This is a genomic window from Senegalia massiliensis (assembly GCF_900626135.1).
GTDB lineage: Bacteria > Bacillota > Clostridia > Tissierellales > SIT17 > Anaeromonas > Anaeromonas massiliensis.
The window spans coordinates 1-14,821 of record NZ_LR130788.1; the positions used below are offsets into that span (position 1 = coordinate 1).

Consider the following 14,821-nt stretch of genomic DNA (forward strand, 5'->3'; position numbering starts at 1 on the left):
ATAATTTTACAACTTATAAGTTGTTGTTATCTACACTGTTCAGTTTTCAAAGACCAATTCGTTGTCGCTGTTTGCTAGCGACTCTTAATACTATATCAGATTTTAAGTAACTTGTCAAGAACTTTTTCACTTTCTTTTAAGTTCTTTTTTCTCTTTAGAAAGACAGGCTTTCCTGACGACTCTTAGTACTATATCAAATTCCTTTGATGATGTCAATACTTTTTTTAGGAATTATAAATTAAATTATTTATTCAATATTTCACCCTTAAAATAACAAACAATCAGATTTAATATTTATTCTATATGTAAGAATTATAAAATCATTTTAATTAAATAAACAATTAATATTTAGTATAATTAACTATTCTAAAAATATATTATATTAGGGGGTGATTACTTGAAACATATAACAATTATTCAAGATAAAGATGATATAATTCTTTTAAAAACAAAGGTTAATGAATGGATAAATTCTAACAAATTAAACATACTAGAAATAGTAGATATAGAATATAGTAATACGGATACTATGTATATGGCTACTATTACATATATGGAAAAATAAAACAGAGATTTATGTAAAAAACAGAGGGTATATATGAATAAAGCAATAATAAATAATAGAATATAAATTTACAAGGAAGTGATATAATGACAGAAACAGGAAATATAAAAAAAATAAACGAAGATAAAGACAATGTTAAAAAAGATAAAGAGAATACAGATAATAATGTAAAAGATTTCTCTAATAAAAAAGAGGAAATAACTAAAAATACTATTTTTATTGTTATAACTCTAATTATATTACTTTCATCATTTTTAATCTCTGCAATACTAGCTTCTAAAAACTATGAAGAAATATTTAATTTTATTAAAAATACATTGTTTTAAATACATAATATAAAAGTAGTACCATATGGTACTACTTTTATATTATGTATTTTTCCATTTTTAAAAATAAATAATAACTAAAAAATAATTCAACCCTTGATTATCTTAAGTAATTTTGTAATAAGTTAACAATATCCAAAAAACAAATTAGTGTCCTAAATATAACCTACATAATAATATTAGAAATTAATTTTTATGTCATTATCATAAGGTGCTGCTATCTCATCAAAAATATTTTTATATGAACATATCCATGCTGGAATAAGACCCTTCTATTGTAATTTCAAAAAAATAAGATTGTCTATCAAACTTTCTTCTTCCTCTATTTAGTTTTGATTCACAAAATAATATTCCATCTTTAATAAAATTCTCTGTATTATAATTCATATCTATTGATAATTGATTTCTTACAACCCCTAAATTTTAATTTTCGTAAACTATATAATCCCCCCTATAATTAATTTTTTAAGGCTATGTAAATATAATCTGAAAATCAATAGATTTCTTATTCAAATGTAATCTGATTAATAATTTCATTTGCTCTTTTATATATGGCTTCATCTACCAATATATCAGTTATAAATGGTATAGAGTCACCACTAATTATTCTCATATGTCCACCCGCTCCATGATCCTTAATAATATATGGAATATTATTATCATCTAATATACCTGTTATCATTGACATTTCAATATTATTACTTACAGTCTTTAAAACTACAAGGCTTATTTTATTTGTATCATTTTTCTTTTTAGTATCTTTTTTCTTAAACATAAAAACACCTCCATGAATTCTCTTCATAATTTCTAATATTACGTACCAACTAATATATGACTATACTATATTTTACCATATAATCTTACATAAAAAAATAATACTAAAGATTTATCACTAGGATTAAAATATTATCTATTCTATTTTTCATAATTATTTTATTATTACCTTAAATAATTATTATATTTGCAATCCATAAAATCATAAAAAATAGAGTGTCAGCATAAATGCTGACACCCTCTGTTTCACAATGTTTTTAATGGTGCGCAGGAGGACTTGAATCCCCAACGTTTTGATTCTTAGTTAGTTATAGTGTTTTTTAGAAGATTTTAATAGATGTTTATTAGTTACTAAATATGGCTTAATTTAGCCATTGTTAAGAATAACTGTTTTTATTTAATGTTATCTAAATTTAATAGAAATCTAATAGTTCGTTTACAAAATGTTTGCAATCTATCTATAGTATTAATTTGCAGAAAATCACTATATATAATGTAGGAACTTTTTAGAGCATAATAATAATGTATTATTAACTTCCATTGCTGTTATATTTCTATAGTTATGAAATATTATATATGGTAAAATAAGTACATATATATGTACTGAATATAAATTTAAAATACTAATTCATGGCACTGATAAAACTATTGAATATATAAACCTTAAATTAGGCTATGGCAAAAAGGTTGTTAATTGCATAGAGCATACTGGTTATGTAGTATATGAGAAATATATAAGGAAATAAACATGCAGCAAAAGCATTTCATATCTTGAAGAAAGTGATAAAAAATCATTCCAAACTGTAGTAACGTTAGGTGAACTACTATACAATCTTTATAATTAAATAAGGAGAATAAAATTGAAGAAATATATTCCTAATATCCTTTCTATACTAAGAATTATATGTTCTGCATTATTATTATTTATAAGTGATCGGATTAGCTTTATTTTTCTTTACTTTATAATAGGTTTAACCGATATACTTGATGGTTTTATAGCAAGAAAATTTAATATAGAAAGTGAGCTAGGTGCAAGAATAGATTCATTTGCTGATTTTGTATTTTATATAATATTGTTTTTTATATTTTCAAGATCATATAATCAAATTATGACTACGAATTATAAGATGGTACTAATAGGGATCCTTGTTGTTCGTTTATTAAATGTATTACTCACTAAATTAAAATATAAAAAATTTGTGTTTTTACATACTATAGCGAACAAGACATCAGGTATTTTAGTGTATTTTTCACCTGTAATTATTTTATTTAAACAAAATAATCTTATAATATGGATTGTATTTCTACTTATCTTTATTGCCACTTTAGAAGAATTATTAATTACAATTATATACTCAGAAGTTAATTTAAATCGTAAAAGCATATTTTGTAAATAGCTCATAGTCCACGCGCTAATTTGATTAGTATTTTTACATAAAAAATAAGGTTAGAGATTTTTCCCTAGCCTTAAAATTATGCCCTAACACTCCTTAATATATATCAAAATACGTATGACTTAAGTTCTATAATATGTTAAGATATAAAGTAAATTATAATTAAAACTATTTATTATTAGATTAACAAAATTAAAGGGGGATAAACTTAATGCAAACTAATAAATTTAAAGGAAAAGTTGAAAATTTGTATTCAAAAATTTTAAGTAATAAGCTAATAACAGTATGCATTCTATTTACTGTTTTTACTTTACTAGATACTATACCAATATTATTAGGTTTATGGCCAGCTAAAATAGGTATAGGACTATATGTACATCTACTATCTAGATTTGTATTGCATTCAATACTTATAAGCGGGTTATTTATTTTTGATATTTTACGAAAAACTATAAAATCCAAATTAATAATATATGCTATAACTTTTGTTATAACATGGGCTCTTCTTTTGATTTATCTTTGGATCAATGGAATATTTATAGAGTTACATCCTGATGCATTTAAAGATTTATCAAGGAGTTATGCATTTATGTATGGTCTTTTAGGAGCAGTAATCTTTATTAGTGATAGAACAAAGAAACTAGTTAAAAATAAGAATTAGTATTTTTATTTCTTATGAGAATCAATAAACTGAAATGAGTCATATATTATATATAAATCATAAAATTTTTTATGCATTTTGAAATATTTTACATGAAAATAAAGCTAGAGATTTCTCCATAGCCTTATAATAATTACTGATTATACTATTTCTAAAAGTATCAATTATAACTTTTATCCTTTTCAACTAACTTTAAAAAGCCTTTTTTTCTCTTTGTAATTTCTATATAAGTTTCTTTATCTATTTTTTTATCTTCTAATAATTTATCTGCTAGTTTAATAAACATTTTCGTTATTTCTTCAAGGTCATTTTTATTATATCTCACATTCAATTCCCCCTTTTTTATATATATTCTACATAAAATCGTTAATTCCTCTACATAAAAATGAAAAATTCGGAATATTAATTCATTTTGTCAAATATGATAATTTTATACATTATATTTCTTGTTGTTAACTAAGTAATTTTATAATATAATAGGAAAAGTAAGGCAAATATAAAAAAATTATGAGAGTGTGGTGGCATGGGAAAAGTAGAAGATGTTGAAGATAAGATAACAGCATTAAAAAAGCAATTGGATGAACTACTACATAAAAATGATTTTATAAGCACAACAAAAGTAATAAAGATAAGTGAAGAATTAGATGAAGTTCTATCTCTGTATCATAAAATAAAAAATAAAATCAATTGACATAAAAAAAACCAGGACAAATAGTCCTGGTTTATTTGCTTTTCTTATTTCAACTAAATATAACTAATATTATCACTTGAAAAGTTCTGATTTCGTTGCAATAAATTCAACGTATCCAAACTTAGGACAAGACAAAATACTGACTCCCGTTCGTTTTTTAAAAGTGTTTTTTATATCCTCTTCCTTCTTCTCTATTTCACATCTTAAACATTATTTGCTCATATCTTTCACCACTATACTTTAATGATTTTTATGACACATTAATCTACTCTTAAATCCTAATTGATACATAAGGATACTATATTTTACCATATAACCTTACATAAAAAATAAGGTTAGAGACTTCTTCCTAGCTTGGAATATAAAAGTTTTAATAAGTTTATTCTAGATAAAATAAATCTTCAAACTTCCTGTTTAAAGCAATACATAAAATTAAAGCTAATTTTGCTGTGGGATTAAACTTTCCCCTTTCAATTGAACTTATAGTATTTCTTGATACACCAACTACATTAGCAAGCTCTTGTTGTGATAAATCTTCTTGTTTTCTTACTTCCTTAAGTCTGTTTTTTAAAATTATAGTTTCCATATATCAGCCACCGCAAGAATAAAAGATCCAACAAATAATAATAATCCTCCAAATGCATATACTAAGTCAGACTTTTCTTTATTTGCAAAATATTTTCCTAATCCTTTGAACCCTACATATGCTCCATGTATTGAAACTATATGACTAACGTTTTTATCTTTGAAATAAAAAATAAATCCAAATAAGATTAATATTGAAGATGCGGCTATAAATCCCCACTCATTTCCTTTTTTCATTTTGTTATTCTTAGCTTCATCATTAAATAAATTTTCTTTTCTAGCTTTTTCTAAAATTTGATCTTTATCCATTTAAATTTCCTCCATAAATTTGTCTCTTTATTTATTATAACTTTGACAAGTTTACTTGTCAAAGTTATATATTTTTACTAAATCTATATATTAAAAATTTAACTTACATAAAAAATAGTCCTAAGCAAATATTTTAAGTATAAAAAATAAGGCTAAAGATTTCTCCATAGCCTTATAATAATTTATTCTTCTATATATTTTAATAATATAATTTTATACATATTATATAAATTAAAAACTTCTTGATTATTAATATCTAAAGAATAAGACTTAAATTCTAATTATTTTTATATTTTTTTATCATTTCTTTTATCAAATTGATAAGAAAAATACCAATGATTAAAGCTACTGCTAAAAATATAACTTTAATCATTGGACCACTATCAATAATTAAACTTAAATAAATCATTAACACTATAATACTAAAAAAAGGTGATAAAATAATAGCAAACAAAATAATTCTTACTAATTTTGGAACTTTTTTAGATTTGACTCCTTCTATTGCCCCTTCTAATATTACTTCAAAAATAAATTCCATTAATAAATTCATATATTCCTCCTTTTTGTAGTTTTTTATAGATAAGACTTATTAAAGAAATATTGAATCTTAACTATTTTTTTCAACCATGCTCTTCCCTCTACAAAATTCAAAAAAAATTATAAATAATACTGATGGAACAATATCACTATGTTTAATATTACCTACATATATGATATATATTATAATATAAAGTACAATCGTTATTATAGATATTATAGACACTATTCTAAATATTTTAGGAGATAAATTAATTATATTTTTACTATTTATATTACTTTACTCCTTAAACTTCACACTTCTTGATTAATATATCATTATAGACTTCTATAATAAATACCTTTAAATTAATTATTAAATGTATGTAATTATATGTGTTTCCAAATATTAATAGCTATTAAAACAAATGTAATATATATTCGACAAATTTTCACAAAATATTATATACTTTTTTGATAGAGTAAATATTGTTAAAAGTTCTTTATACCAAATATCCTTATCCTAATAATAATATAAGGGGATTAAAAATTATGTATAAACCATTTTTTACAGAAGGTGCTTTGGCATATATTTTATTTTATATTTTTACTATTATTTTTATATTATTATTTTAAAAAAATATAAATTTTTTAAAGAATAGATATATGTATAAACTAAGTACTATAATTAAATTTTTCATTTTATTTTTTATAAATGTGTTTAATATTATAATACTCTCAATATTATATTATATAAATACACATTGGTTCTTGAGTATTTTATATAATTCTTTAGCTATAGCTTTAACTATATTCTTAACTATTTCATTATTTTTTAATAAAAAGCATAACAAAAACAAATAATTTAATTTTTACTTCTATTAATTATTGATAAAAATTCTCCTATAATATTACATAAAAAATAAGGTTAGAGAGTACTCTCTAGCCTTAAAATAATTACTAATTGTATTATTTCTAAAAATATCACTTGGAAATTCTATCTTTTTCAATACACCTTAAAAAGCCTTTCTTTTTCCTTGTAATTTCTATATAAGTTTCTTTATCTATTTTTTCATCTTTATAAAGTTTTTCTGCAAATTTAACAAATTTTTTTGATAATTCTACCAAGTCATTTGTGGCATCCTCCATATTAAAACCTCCTAGTAAGATTCTTACTATGTTTAAATTAGTTATTCTACAAAGTATAAAAAATTCCTTTATAAATCGTATGACAATTACAGACTTTTTATGACATTTAAGTCATAATATTTAATAATTTGATTTATATTGTTTATAATTAGATTTTATATTATAATAATAAAAGTGGGGAAAATAAAAAATATGAGAGTGTGGTTGCATGGGAAAAGTAGAAGATGTTGAAGAGAAAATGACAGCATTAAAAAAACAAATGCATAAACTACTACATAAGAATGATTTTATAATTACAACAGAAATAATAGATATAAGTCAAGAATTAGATGAGGTTATATATCTATATCATAAAATAAAAAATAAAATCAATTGACATAAAAAAGACCAGGACTGTTTGTCCTGGTCAATTTAATTTACTCTATTTCCATTCACCCATAAATCCGTTCCATTTCATATAAGTAAAAATCTTACCATAAGAGTCTGTATAAAAATAACTAACATAATTACTTGCACCACTATATATTGATAATGTAAGAAATCTGCCATATTTAGATGAACCAGATGGTATATTAGTATATGGCCCATTGCTGCAAGTCTAAATACCTGAGAATTTTATACTTGGCCAATGATTTGAAACAACCCTCTATGAACAACAGTATTTCCACTTGTAAAATCTCCATTTGTTGAAAAATCACCAAGTAATAATATACCACGACCTCTTTCATTAGCAATTTGAAAAGCAGAATGATTAGCACTCCCAAATCCTAAATAAGCCTGTCTATTTGAACCATTATCCTCAAAAAAGCTTATATAGTTAATATTTGAGAAACCTCTACCTAAACCTCTCAAAGCTAAAGTATTGCCTGCAAACCCCTCACCTATTGATACTGCAACTTCAATTATTACATATCCACCAACTTCTAAATTTGCTTTTCCTTCATGACTTTTCCCTATAGCTAAATTTTCAAAAGGAACTCCTACTTTAATTTTATCTTTCAAAAAACTTAATAAAGCTATTTCTTCAGGTAAGTCCATTGTAATTGTTACCCAATTACTAAATTTATCTTTTATTTCTAAAAATACTAGATATGACTTATCATTAAGGTAATCTCCTATAAATTCATTTACATCTACATGCTGCCATATTCCATTTTTGTAAGAATTATTTCCTTTAGAACTAGTTATAGATCCACTTTCTACACTATATCTAATATATAATTCATTAATGTCATTACCATTAATATTTACTACTGACCTTCTTAATTCAGCATTAATATAACTTGATTCTTCATAGTTATTTAATCTATCAACACTATAGTTTACAGGCCCTGGTTAATAGTAATTAATTACTTATATAGTAAAACTTCTACTTGCCTTATTTCCTCTACTATTTATTACAGTCAATACTTCAGTTTGATTACTAGATTGATCTAAAGGACTCCAGTATATCTTTTTACCACTTTCACTAGTTCCACTTGTTGCAACAGAAAATTCATCTCCACCTATGCTAAACTTATAACTTTTTTAAAGTTGCACTTTTTTGAGAGGATGCTGTTCCAACAGTTAACTTTAAATAGGACTTATTTCTTAATATTAGTTGATCATTATTTAATATAGCCTGTACATCAGTATCTGTATCTTTATAATCTATACTAGGATTTGCATTAACTATAGCTTCAGTTCCATTCTTATATATTGTGGCATTCTTTTATACATATCAAGAATGCCTTTCTCAATTATCTTAAAATTTTCTTCTGTTCCTTCTACTGTTTTTCTAAAACCAGAAAAAGCATATTCAAATTCTATGCTTGCTTTATCTGAACTCTTAAGACTATTTACACCTTTTTTAAATCCAGAGTCATCTATTTTAGTATCAAAAATTAAAGAAACATATTTTACCATATCCTCGCCTCATTTCTGGTAAAGAATAACGACTCAATGGCCCATAAATTATCCTATCTTTATTTCAATTTCTTTATTTCAATTTTTAGATTATATATATCTTTTTACTTTTAGTATTCTCATTATATTTTAGTATATTTTGGTTACAACGAGGACATCTATGCCATTTTTTTGCATAGAAAAAGCAACCCATTAAGGTTGATTTTTCATTATTCAAAACTTATTTCATATGTTATTCCTTCCCCTAGTCTATCTATATTTTCATTATGTGGACCCTCAATAACATATTTAATATTATTAATTTCTTCAGCTGGAGAATCTAAAAAGAATATAACATTACCTTTTTTTGCAACTTCACCAATGAAATCTCCACCTACTTCATCCGATAACATTAAATCAGCATCAACTTGCTCTTTAGTATCAGTAGTAATTGTTCCTTGGTCAGGATAAAAAGAGTTAGTGTCTTCTGATTTATTTTCCACCTCTGTAGCAATTGTTACAAACGTTATTTTATCTTTCCCATCAAACATATCTTTATAATCTTCAGAAGGTTCAAGAGTAGATATTTGCACATCTGTAACTATCATAGTAAATGGACCAGTTTCCTTTACTATGTTTAAGTCTTTTTTAGACTTTATAGTAGTTCTTTTACCTATCTCTGATTCTTCTGTTTTGCCTTCGCTGTCATCCTTACTATCATCTACATCCTCAGCAGAACTTTCTTTTGTTTTTGCGTCATCACTTGTATCTTCTTCGTTAGAGCTATCTCCACAAGCTATTAGTGAAAATGCCATTAATAAAACCATAAGTAATACTAATATTTTTTTCATAATATCCCTCCAAAATATATTTATGTATCCACTTAAATATATCAAATAGTGGAATATTTTTCAATTAAAATATAGACGATAGTACATTGTCAAAATCATTTTCTTTTTCTTCTTGTGTTCTATTATCAGGTAAAGCATATATCTCTTTCATTTTCCTATAATATTACTTATCATTATCACTCATATTACTAGTTATAGTTATAAATTCTATACCTCATAATCTTGCATATTAAATTATCTTCTTTTAATCCTTTAAATGGAGATTTAAACTTCCACCAATGAAGATGTTTTATATCTTTCAAATCTATTCCATATTGATCTAAAAAAGCCGAATATATATATTCATCATCATGTTCAAAAGAATATATATTATCAGCTTTAAGCTTTTCTATTCTTGCTTTTTGTTCTTCTGTAGCTAAATCAGTTTTAAGCTTTTCTTCATATCTTTTTATCATACTCTTAATCTCACCCATTGCTCTTGATTGAGCTTTGAGAAATGTTGCTTACCTATCCCAACTAAATTGAAACTCATACTTTTCTTCTATAGGTATAAATATTAGTGTTTTAAATTAATTTATGAGAATTACTCAATTGAGATTATGTAAAATTGATGAAAAATGAAATTAAAATTTTATTTTAGATATTAAGAAAAACATAACTAATACTAATATCGTGAAAAATGACATTGATTTATATTTTTTTGTTTTAATATCTAAAATAATTCTTATGATAAAAATTAATATAATAATAATGTATCCATAAAGTATAGTCATTTCTTCAGTCATAATATTTTATCCTTTAACTATTTTTATTTTGGAGAAGATCACCAATTAGCTATATAAAAATATTTTTGAAAATTTCTCCCCAGTAAACTTTAGCAATATATTTTAATTGCTATTAAGACAAGCTAATAAAAATGACAGAATAAAAAGTATACTCTATCTTAATGATATCAGTATCTATAGATATTCTCTGAGGTAAAATTATTCGTTTACTTTTATTTGAAAATACAAATCTAAGCTTAGATTTTTCACTGTAAACAAGTTAATTGTATTAAGTATTAAAAACTCCATTACCATATAACTTGCCAATAACATAAGGCGTTATTACAAATAATATAACAATGAGTGATTTAAAAATGTTTAGAAAATTGAAATAGTATCCAACACTAATTAGGATAGAAGTAATGATAAGCAATAAAAGAACTTGTTTAATAATACTAATCTTAGATAATCCCAATTCAAAAATACTTAATGGATATATTCCAAACAATACATATAACCACAGATTTTTTCTGAACAAGTTATTTCCTCCTTTTTAAAAGTAAATTTATTGATAGATATACTTATTTATACCAAACCTCTCGATACTGCACCTCATCCATTATCTAACCTCATATCAAGGTGAAGCTGACCTACTAAACCCAATATAGGAATTGATGCTTCTCGAAATTCTGTTTTTTCCTTTCTAATCCTTGCCCAACCTTTATTGAGTTTTATATTATCATACTACATAGTTTATAAAAGATGTGTAGTCAACTTTGACCAACAATCAGCTTTATTATTCGTAATGATGACTTATAAAAGTAAACATGATCAACGAAATTATTTTAATTTTAGAAAAGAGTCTGATCAGTATATGAAATTATGTGAATTACATTTTCAATCGTCACAAATAACATTAGAATCATTTAAAAAAACTCTAAATAAAATCTGAATTATCTCTAGTCGCGTTCTTTTTGTGGTTCTTTAAATGTGACTTTTATAAGCATTATGCCCTTTAATGTTAGATAGATGCTGAAAGGTATATGTATAACCCTAAAAGTTATATATGCATAAGGAATATTTCTTATTTTTGCATTATTATTTAAATCAATAAGTTAAATTAGAAAAACAGTATGTATTATTACTGATAATGGGCTTCTTTCCTCTTTATCAAATAAACTATCCATTTCATACCCCCCAAGAGATAAGTTTATGACGCATAATTCTACTAGACGTGATTATAAAATTTTATTAAAGCATTAATTTTCTTTTAATTAAATATCTATAATTTACTATATATATAATCCTTCTTAACTATGATTCAAATAAGTTTGTTATAATTGTTATTTTGAAAAAATTACAGTAAATATCTACTTAAATAATCTGAATGTTAATAAGTGTTCTTTATAAAACTTCAGTATTTTTATGTTTATATTATCCTCTTTTCCTTTTGTCATTAATTTCTTTTTTGAGTAACTCTAAAAATGTTCCTATAAATACTAGTAATAAAAAGAAGAGAGAAATTAAGTCTATCTTTCTTTGTATCTCACTTGGAAAAAGCCGACGTAAATTAAGTCCCCCAACATAAATTGGAGATAGCCAACATATAATAGCACATAATAAATAGATGTCTTTTTTATGTTTCCAGTAATAGTAAAAAGAAGTAATTATGCCTATAGAAAAAAGAACTATACGGGCATAGTCCATAATATACCTCCATTCATAATTATAAATATTATAATACGCTTAATAGCTTAGAGTTTTATTCCTCTATAATTTCTTTTAGTTTCTGTTTGTAAAGTTCTGCTGTTTTATGATAATCCATAAGTATACCTTCTTCTCTGACAAAATTTCCATATCCTATTGGCTCTCCTTTTAGTCTAGGAAAAAGTTGAAAATGCAAATGATTCCTCTTACCATCACATAAGGTGCACATGTATACTTTTTCTGCACCTAAAATTTCTTTATGAAGTTTAATAATTTCATTGGATATTTTTAATATATATGTACCTAGTTCAAGAGGCATTTCAGAAATATCTTCGTAATGTTCCTTTGATACAATAATTGTTTGACCTGTTGCTCTTGGGTATTTTTCAAATTGACACCTTATTTTTTCATCCTCATAAATAATCAACCCATCGTCAGGAAATATACCTCCTGTTCTAAAGTTATCACAGCCGAAACATATACCTTTTTCTTGCAAATCTCTTATATTTCTACCTCTTTGCTTTAGTTCTTGTTCTTCTTTTTTAGACAATTTCTTAACATACACTATAATTCCCCCTAGTATAATTAATAACAGTTAACAAACATACTATAAAATTCTATAAAAAAGTATTAAAATTTTTTTAATCAAATATATGTATTTTCTCTATATAATAATTTTTAACTATTATGCATAAAACAATATTTATTAATTTTGCATTTAGTTTTATAATATCTATTATACTTATATATTAACGAACTTTATCTCGCTAATACTTGTTTCTAGTCTATTATTTATTCTCGCAAAGGTTTTCTTCCCTTCAATATAATTCTAACTCCCCTTACAATTCATGTACCCTTATTGATATATTTTCTATTTGTTAATACTATACTTATTTTACCATATTTAATGTTTATTTGGTAGCAATATTTCATAACCTTTAAATAAATGTAATCAATTGTCTAAAGATAAATTTTCTTATGCTTTTTATTTATTCTACAAGTATAGATTAACTTTTTAAATGCTTTAAGTTAATATAGTTACTGTATGTGATGTACTTAAGAATATTATGATAAACTAGTGAGAGGTAAACTTATAGACAGTAAATAATATTATAAATATCACTATTTTTATTGTCTGTGGGTAAAAAAATATTATTAAATAATGATATATAGCTTAACTCAAATTCACAAGTATAAAATTAAGGATATGCAACATGTAAAGTTTGTCATTAAAGATATTAGCCTTTGTGCTTTTATTTTTACTAAAAAATAGAACATATATTTATGGAATGTAAATTAGAAAACATGCTAATGACTTTACTTTTAACCTACTTAAAATTAATATATATCAGAAGCATTATATATAAGTTTAGAATGTACTCATACTGAGTATTATATTTTTTAGTATTAAGGCGAACATACATTCGAAGAGCTGCAGTTATAAGCTTAAAAAGTTCTTACAGAAATTTTATCTAAATTGAATAAGTGAATATATGTAGATTCTAAAAAGCTTACTGTAGAAGAATATTTGAATTTATGGATAAATGAATATGCTGAAACAAAGTTTAAATCAAGCTATAAAATAGAAACTATTAAATTACAATCCATGTAATGCTGTAGATCCAACTAAAAAATCAAAAAAGAAATGAAAGTATTAGATGAATTTGAAGTAAATTTATTATTAGATCATATAAAGAAAGAAAAGATATATTTACCTATATTATTAGCTCTCACTACTGGAATGAGAATAGGTGAAATTTGTGGACTTAAATGGTCTGATGTAGATTTTACTAACAATGTTATTTACATTTCTAAGGCTCTACAAATGATAAAAGGTACTCTTACCCTAGTTGAGCCTAAAAAAAAAACAAATTGAATATAGAATGGTCTTGGGAGAAACTTATAAAAATAATAACTTTGTTTGCTCATGGGATGATGGCAGACATATAAATCCATACTATATATCTAAAAATTTTCCTAAAATCAGGAATAGAAGTTAGATTTCATGATTTAAGACACACCCATGCAACTATGTTATTAAAACAAAATGTACATCCTAAAGTAGTCCAAGAGAGATTAGGACATTCTAGTATAGGAATAACTATGGATACCTACTCTCATGTAAGTCCAGATATGAAAAAAAAGCAGCAAAAAAAGATAAGAATTATGTTATAATATTTCTTATCTTTGCAAAATGTTTGCAATCCATAAAATTATAAAAAAATAGAGGGTCAGCATAAAAGCTGAAACCCTCTGTTTCGCAATGTTTTTAATGGTGCGCCCAGGAGGACTTGAACCCCCAACCTTCTGATTCGTAGTCAGACACTCTATCCAGTTGAGCTATGAGCGCTAATATGGAGGCGGCACCCAGATTTGAACTGGGGATAAAGGATTTGCAGTCCTCTGCCTTACCACTTGGCCATGCCGCCATATATTAAATTGGCTGGGGCGGCAGGACTCGAACCTACGCATACTAGAGTCAAAGTCTAGTGCCTTACCGACTTGGCGACGCCCCAATATAATGGGGTGGATAACGGGAGTCGAACCCACGGCCTCCAGAGCCACAATCTGGCGCTCTAACCAACTGAGCTATATCCACCATAATTAATATTTTTTTGGTAGCGGCGAGTGGATTCGAACCACCG

General features: G+C 24.9%; 21 protein-coding genes and 4 tRNA genes. 8 read left to right on the top strand and 17 right to left on the bottom strand.

Going from position 1 to position 14,821, the window contains the following annotated elements:
* The first annotated feature begins 397 nt into the window (after positions 1 to 397).
* Positions 398 to 565: a hypothetical protein gene (locus E0D94_RS14940; protein ID WP_165442993.1), complete on the top strand. Its 168-nt coding sequence runs from the start codon at positions 398 to 400 to the stop codon at positions 563 to 565.
* Positions 566 to 651: 86 nt separating this feature from the next.
* Complete coding sequence (locus tag E0D94_RS14460) at positions 652 to 891, top strand: hypothetical protein (protein WP_130808279.1); 240 nt, start codon at positions 652 to 654, stop codon at positions 889 to 891.
* A gap of 237 nt (positions 892 to 1,128) precedes the next feature.
* On the opposite strand, the gene E0D94_RS14945 is transcribed toward E0D94_RS14460, so the two are convergent.
* Together E0D94_RS14945 and E0D94_RS14465 are read right to left on the bottom strand one after the other, a co-directional pair.
* Complete coding sequence (locus E0D94_RS14945) at positions 1,129 to 1,278, bottom strand: hypothetical protein (protein WP_165442994.1); 150 nt, start codon at positions 1,276 to 1,278, stop codon at positions 1,129 to 1,131.
* Between the two features lie 118 nt (positions 1,279 to 1,396).
* Entirely contained in the window at positions 1,397 to 1,666 is a 270-nt protein-coding gene (locus E0D94_RS14465; protein ID WP_130808280.1) for a putative signal transducing protein, read from the bottom strand.
* 859 nt (positions 1,667 to 2,525) lie between these two features.
* Here E0D94_RS14465 and E0D94_RS14470 point away from each other — a divergent pair.
* Positions 2,526 to 3,062 carry a CDP-alcohol phosphatidyltransferase family protein gene (locus tag E0D94_RS14470; protein WP_165442995.1) on the top strand — a complete coding sequence of 179 codons (537 nt, stop codon included), beginning with the start codon at positions 2,526 to 2,528 and terminating at the stop codon, positions 3,060 to 3,062.
* 208 nt (positions 3,063 to 3,270) lie between these two features.
* Positions 3,271 to 3,720 (top strand): DUF6608 family protein, encoded by a 450-nt coding sequence (locus E0D94_RS14475; RefSeq protein WP_130808282.1) that lies wholly within the window; start codon positions 3,271 to 3,273, stop codon positions 3,718 to 3,720.
* Between the two features lie 160 nt (positions 3,721 to 3,880).
* Here E0D94_RS14475 and E0D94_RS14950 read toward each other — a convergent pair whose 3' ends face one another.
* Positions 3,881 to 4,045, bottom strand: a complete 165-nt coding sequence (locus E0D94_RS14950; RefSeq protein ID WP_165442996.1) for a hypothetical protein — start codon at positions 4,043 to 4,045, stop codon at positions 3,881 to 3,883.
* A gap of 198 nt (positions 4,046 to 4,243) precedes the next feature.
* Here E0D94_RS14950 and E0D94_RS14480 point away from each other — a divergent pair, with 198 nt between their 5' ends.
* The gene (locus tag E0D94_RS14480) at positions 4,244 to 4,411 is read left to right on the top strand and encodes a Spo0E family sporulation regulatory protein-aspartic acid phosphatase (protein ID WP_130808283.1); all 168 of its coding nucleotides are present in this window, start codon (positions 4,244 to 4,246) and stop codon (positions 4,409 to 4,411) included.
* 379 nt (positions 4,412 to 4,790) lie between these two features.
* Here the strand turns inward: E0D94_RS14480 and E0D94_RS14485 are convergent, their stop codons facing one another.
* The 4 genes from E0D94_RS14485 to E0D94_RS14955 all read right to left on the bottom strand — a co-directional run bounded on the left by E0D94_RS14485 (position 4,791) and on the right by E0D94_RS14955 (position 6,970).
* Complete coding sequence (locus E0D94_RS14485; protein WP_130808284.1) at positions 4,791 to 4,997, bottom strand: helix-turn-helix transcriptional regulator; 207 nt, start codon at positions 4,995 to 4,997, stop codon at positions 4,791 to 4,793.
* Positions 4,985 to 5,305, bottom strand: coding sequence for a DUF6442 family protein (locus E0D94_RS14490; RefSeq protein WP_130808285.1), 321 nt, complete (start codon positions 5,303 to 5,305; stop codon positions 4,985 to 4,987). The genes E0D94_RS14485 and E0D94_RS14490 overlap by 13 nt, the downstream gene beginning before the upstream one ends.
* A 277-nt stretch (positions 5,306 to 5,582) precedes the next feature.
* Positions 5,583 to 5,855: a hypothetical protein gene (locus tag E0D94_RS14495; protein ID WP_130808286.1), complete on the bottom strand. Its 273-nt coding sequence runs from the start codon at positions 5,853 to 5,855 to the stop codon at positions 5,583 to 5,585.
* Positions 5,856 to 6,805: 950 nt separating this feature from the next.
* Positions 6,806 to 6,970 carry a hypothetical protein gene (locus tag E0D94_RS14955; RefSeq protein WP_165442997.1) on the bottom strand — a complete coding sequence of 55 codons (165 nt, stop codon included), beginning with the start codon at positions 6,968 to 6,970 and terminating at the stop codon, positions 6,806 to 6,808.
* Between the two features lie 208 nt (positions 6,971 to 7,178).
* On the opposite strand from E0D94_RS14955, the gene E0D94_RS14500 reads away from it, so the two are divergent.
* A complete protein-coding gene (locus E0D94_RS14500) occupies positions 7,179 to 7,346 on the top strand; it encodes a Spo0E family sporulation regulatory protein-aspartic acid phosphatase (RefSeq protein ID WP_130808287.1) in 168 nt (55 codons plus the stop codon).
* A gap of 239 nt (positions 7,347 to 7,585) precedes the next feature.
* On the opposite strand, the gene E0D94_RS14505 is transcribed toward E0D94_RS14500, so the two are convergent.
* The 6 genes from E0D94_RS14505 to E0D94_RS14530 form a co-directional block, all read right to left on the bottom strand.
* On the bottom strand, positions 7,586 to 8,008 hold the full coding sequence (locus E0D94_RS14505; protein WP_130808288.1) for a hypothetical protein: 423 nt from the start codon (positions 8,006 to 8,008) through the stop codon (positions 7,586 to 7,588).
* A gap of 633 nt (positions 8,009 to 8,641) precedes the next feature.
* Entirely contained in the window at positions 8,642 to 8,875 is a 234-nt protein-coding gene (locus E0D94_RS14510) for a hypothetical protein (RefSeq protein ID WP_130808289.1), read from the bottom strand.
* Between the two features lie 209 nt (positions 8,876 to 9,084).
* The gene (locus E0D94_RS14515; RefSeq protein WP_130808290.1) at positions 9,085 to 9,705 is read right to left on the bottom strand and encodes a hypothetical protein; all 621 of its coding nucleotides are present in this window, start codon (positions 9,703 to 9,705) and stop codon (positions 9,085 to 9,087) included.
* 188 nt (positions 9,706 to 9,893) lie between these two features.
* Complete coding sequence (locus tag E0D94_RS14520; protein WP_165442998.1) at positions 9,894 to 10,160, bottom strand: Gp15 family bacteriophage protein; 267 nt, start codon at positions 10,158 to 10,160, stop codon at positions 9,894 to 9,896.
* A 1,743-nt stretch (positions 10,161 to 11,903) separates the two neighbouring features.
* Entirely contained in the window at positions 11,904 to 12,176 is a 273-nt protein-coding gene (locus tag E0D94_RS14525) for a hypothetical protein (RefSeq protein ID WP_130808292.1), read from the bottom strand.
* 55 nt (positions 12,177 to 12,231) lie between these two features.
* Complete coding sequence (locus E0D94_RS14530) at positions 12,232 to 12,741, bottom strand: HIT family protein (protein ID WP_130808293.1); 510 nt, start codon at positions 12,739 to 12,741, stop codon at positions 12,232 to 12,234.
* A 1,080-nt stretch (positions 12,742 to 13,821) separates the two neighbouring features.
* On the opposite strand from E0D94_RS14530, the gene E0D94_RS14535 reads away from it, so the two are divergent.
* Both E0D94_RS14535 and E0D94_RS14540 read left to right on the top strand, forming a co-directional pair.
* Complete coding sequence (locus tag E0D94_RS14535; RefSeq protein ID WP_130808294.1) at positions 13,822 to 14,052, top strand: tyrosine-type recombinase/integrase; 231 nt, start codon at positions 13,822 to 13,824, stop codon at positions 14,050 to 14,052.
* Between the two features lie 83 nt (positions 14,053 to 14,135).
* Entirely contained in the window at positions 14,136 to 14,351 is a 216-nt protein-coding gene (locus E0D94_RS14540) for a tyrosine-type recombinase/integrase (RefSeq protein WP_423213409.1), read from the top strand.
* A 98-nt stretch (positions 14,352 to 14,449) separates the two neighbouring features.
* On the opposite strand, the gene E0D94_RS14545 is transcribed toward E0D94_RS14540, so the two are convergent.
* The 4 genes from E0D94_RS14545 to E0D94_RS14560 all read right to left on the bottom strand — a co-directional run bounded on the left by E0D94_RS14545 (position 14,450) and on the right by E0D94_RS14560 (position 14,775).
* Positions 14,450 to 14,526 (bottom strand) — tRNA-Arg (locus E0D94_RS14545).
* Between the two features lie 5 nt (positions 14,527 to 14,531).
* Positions 14,532 to 14,605, bottom strand: a tRNA-Cys gene (locus tag E0D94_RS14550).
* A gap of 11 nt (positions 14,606 to 14,616) precedes the next feature.
* A tRNA-Gln gene (locus tag E0D94_RS14555) sits at positions 14,617 to 14,692 on the bottom strand.
* A gap of 6 nt (positions 14,693 to 14,698) precedes the next feature.
* A tRNA-His gene (locus E0D94_RS14560) sits at positions 14,699 to 14,775 on the bottom strand.
* Between the last annotated feature and the right edge of the window lie 46 nt (positions 14,776 to 14,821).

Bases quoted from the DNA above. Each gene is read 5' to 3' on its own strand.
- E0D94_RS14520 (WP_165442998.1), bottom strand. From the start codon at position 10,160: ATGATAAAAAGATATGAAGAAAAGCTTAAAACTGATTTAGCTACAGAA.
- E0D94_RS14495 (WP_130808286.1), bottom strand. From the start codon at position 5,855: ATGAATTTATTAATGGAATTTATTTTTGAAGTAATATTAGAAGGGGCA.
- E0D94_RS14465 (WP_130808280.1), bottom strand. From the start codon at position 1,666: ATGTTTAAGAAAAAAGATACTAAAAAGAAAAATGATACAAATAAAATA.
- E0D94_RS14490 (WP_130808285.1), bottom strand. From the start codon at position 5,305: ATGGATAAAGATCAAATTTTAGAAAAAGCTAGAAAAGAAAATTTATTT.
- E0D94_RS14460 (WP_130808279.1), top strand. From the start codon at position 652: ATGACAGAAACAGGAAATATAAAAAAAATAAACGAAGATAAAGACAAT.
- E0D94_RS14485 (WP_130808284.1), bottom strand. From the start codon at position 4,997: ATGGAAACTATAATTTTAAAAAACAGACTTAAGGAAGTAAGAAAACAA.
- E0D94_RS14515 (WP_130808290.1), bottom strand. From the start codon at position 9,705: ATGAAAAAAATATTAGTATTACTTATGGTTTTATTAATGGCATTTTCA.
- E0D94_RS14945 (WP_165442994.1), bottom strand. From the start codon at position 1,278: ATGAATTATAATACAGAGAATTTTATTAAAGATGGAATATTATTTTGT.
- E0D94_RS14525 (WP_130808292.1), bottom strand. From the start codon at position 12,176: ATGGACTATGCCCGTATAGTTCTTTTTTCTATAGGCATAATTACTTCT.
- E0D94_RS14480 (WP_130808283.1), top strand. From the start codon at position 4,244: ATGGGAAAAGTAGAAGATGTTGAAGATAAGATAACAGCATTAAAAAAG.
- E0D94_RS14505 (WP_130808288.1), bottom strand. From the start codon at position 8,008: ATGGACTTACCTGAAGAAATAGCTTTATTAAGTTTTTTGAAAGATAAA.
- E0D94_RS14500 (WP_130808287.1), top strand. From the start codon at position 7,179: ATGGGAAAAGTAGAAGATGTTGAAGAGAAAATGACAGCATTAAAAAAA.
- E0D94_RS14475 (WP_130808282.1), top strand. From the start codon at position 3,271: ATGCAAACTAATAAATTTAAAGGAAAAGTTGAAAATTTGTATTCAAAA.
- E0D94_RS14535 (WP_130808294.1), top strand. From the start codon at position 13,822: ATGAAAGTATTAGATGAATTTGAAGTAAATTTATTATTAGATCATATA.
- E0D94_RS14955 (WP_165442997.1), bottom strand. From the start codon at position 6,970: ATGGAGGATGCCACAAATGACTTGGTAGAATTATCAAAAAAATTTGTT.
- E0D94_RS14510 (WP_130808289.1), bottom strand. From the start codon at position 8,875: ATGGTAAAATATGTTTCTTTAATTTTTGATACTAAAATAGATGACTCT.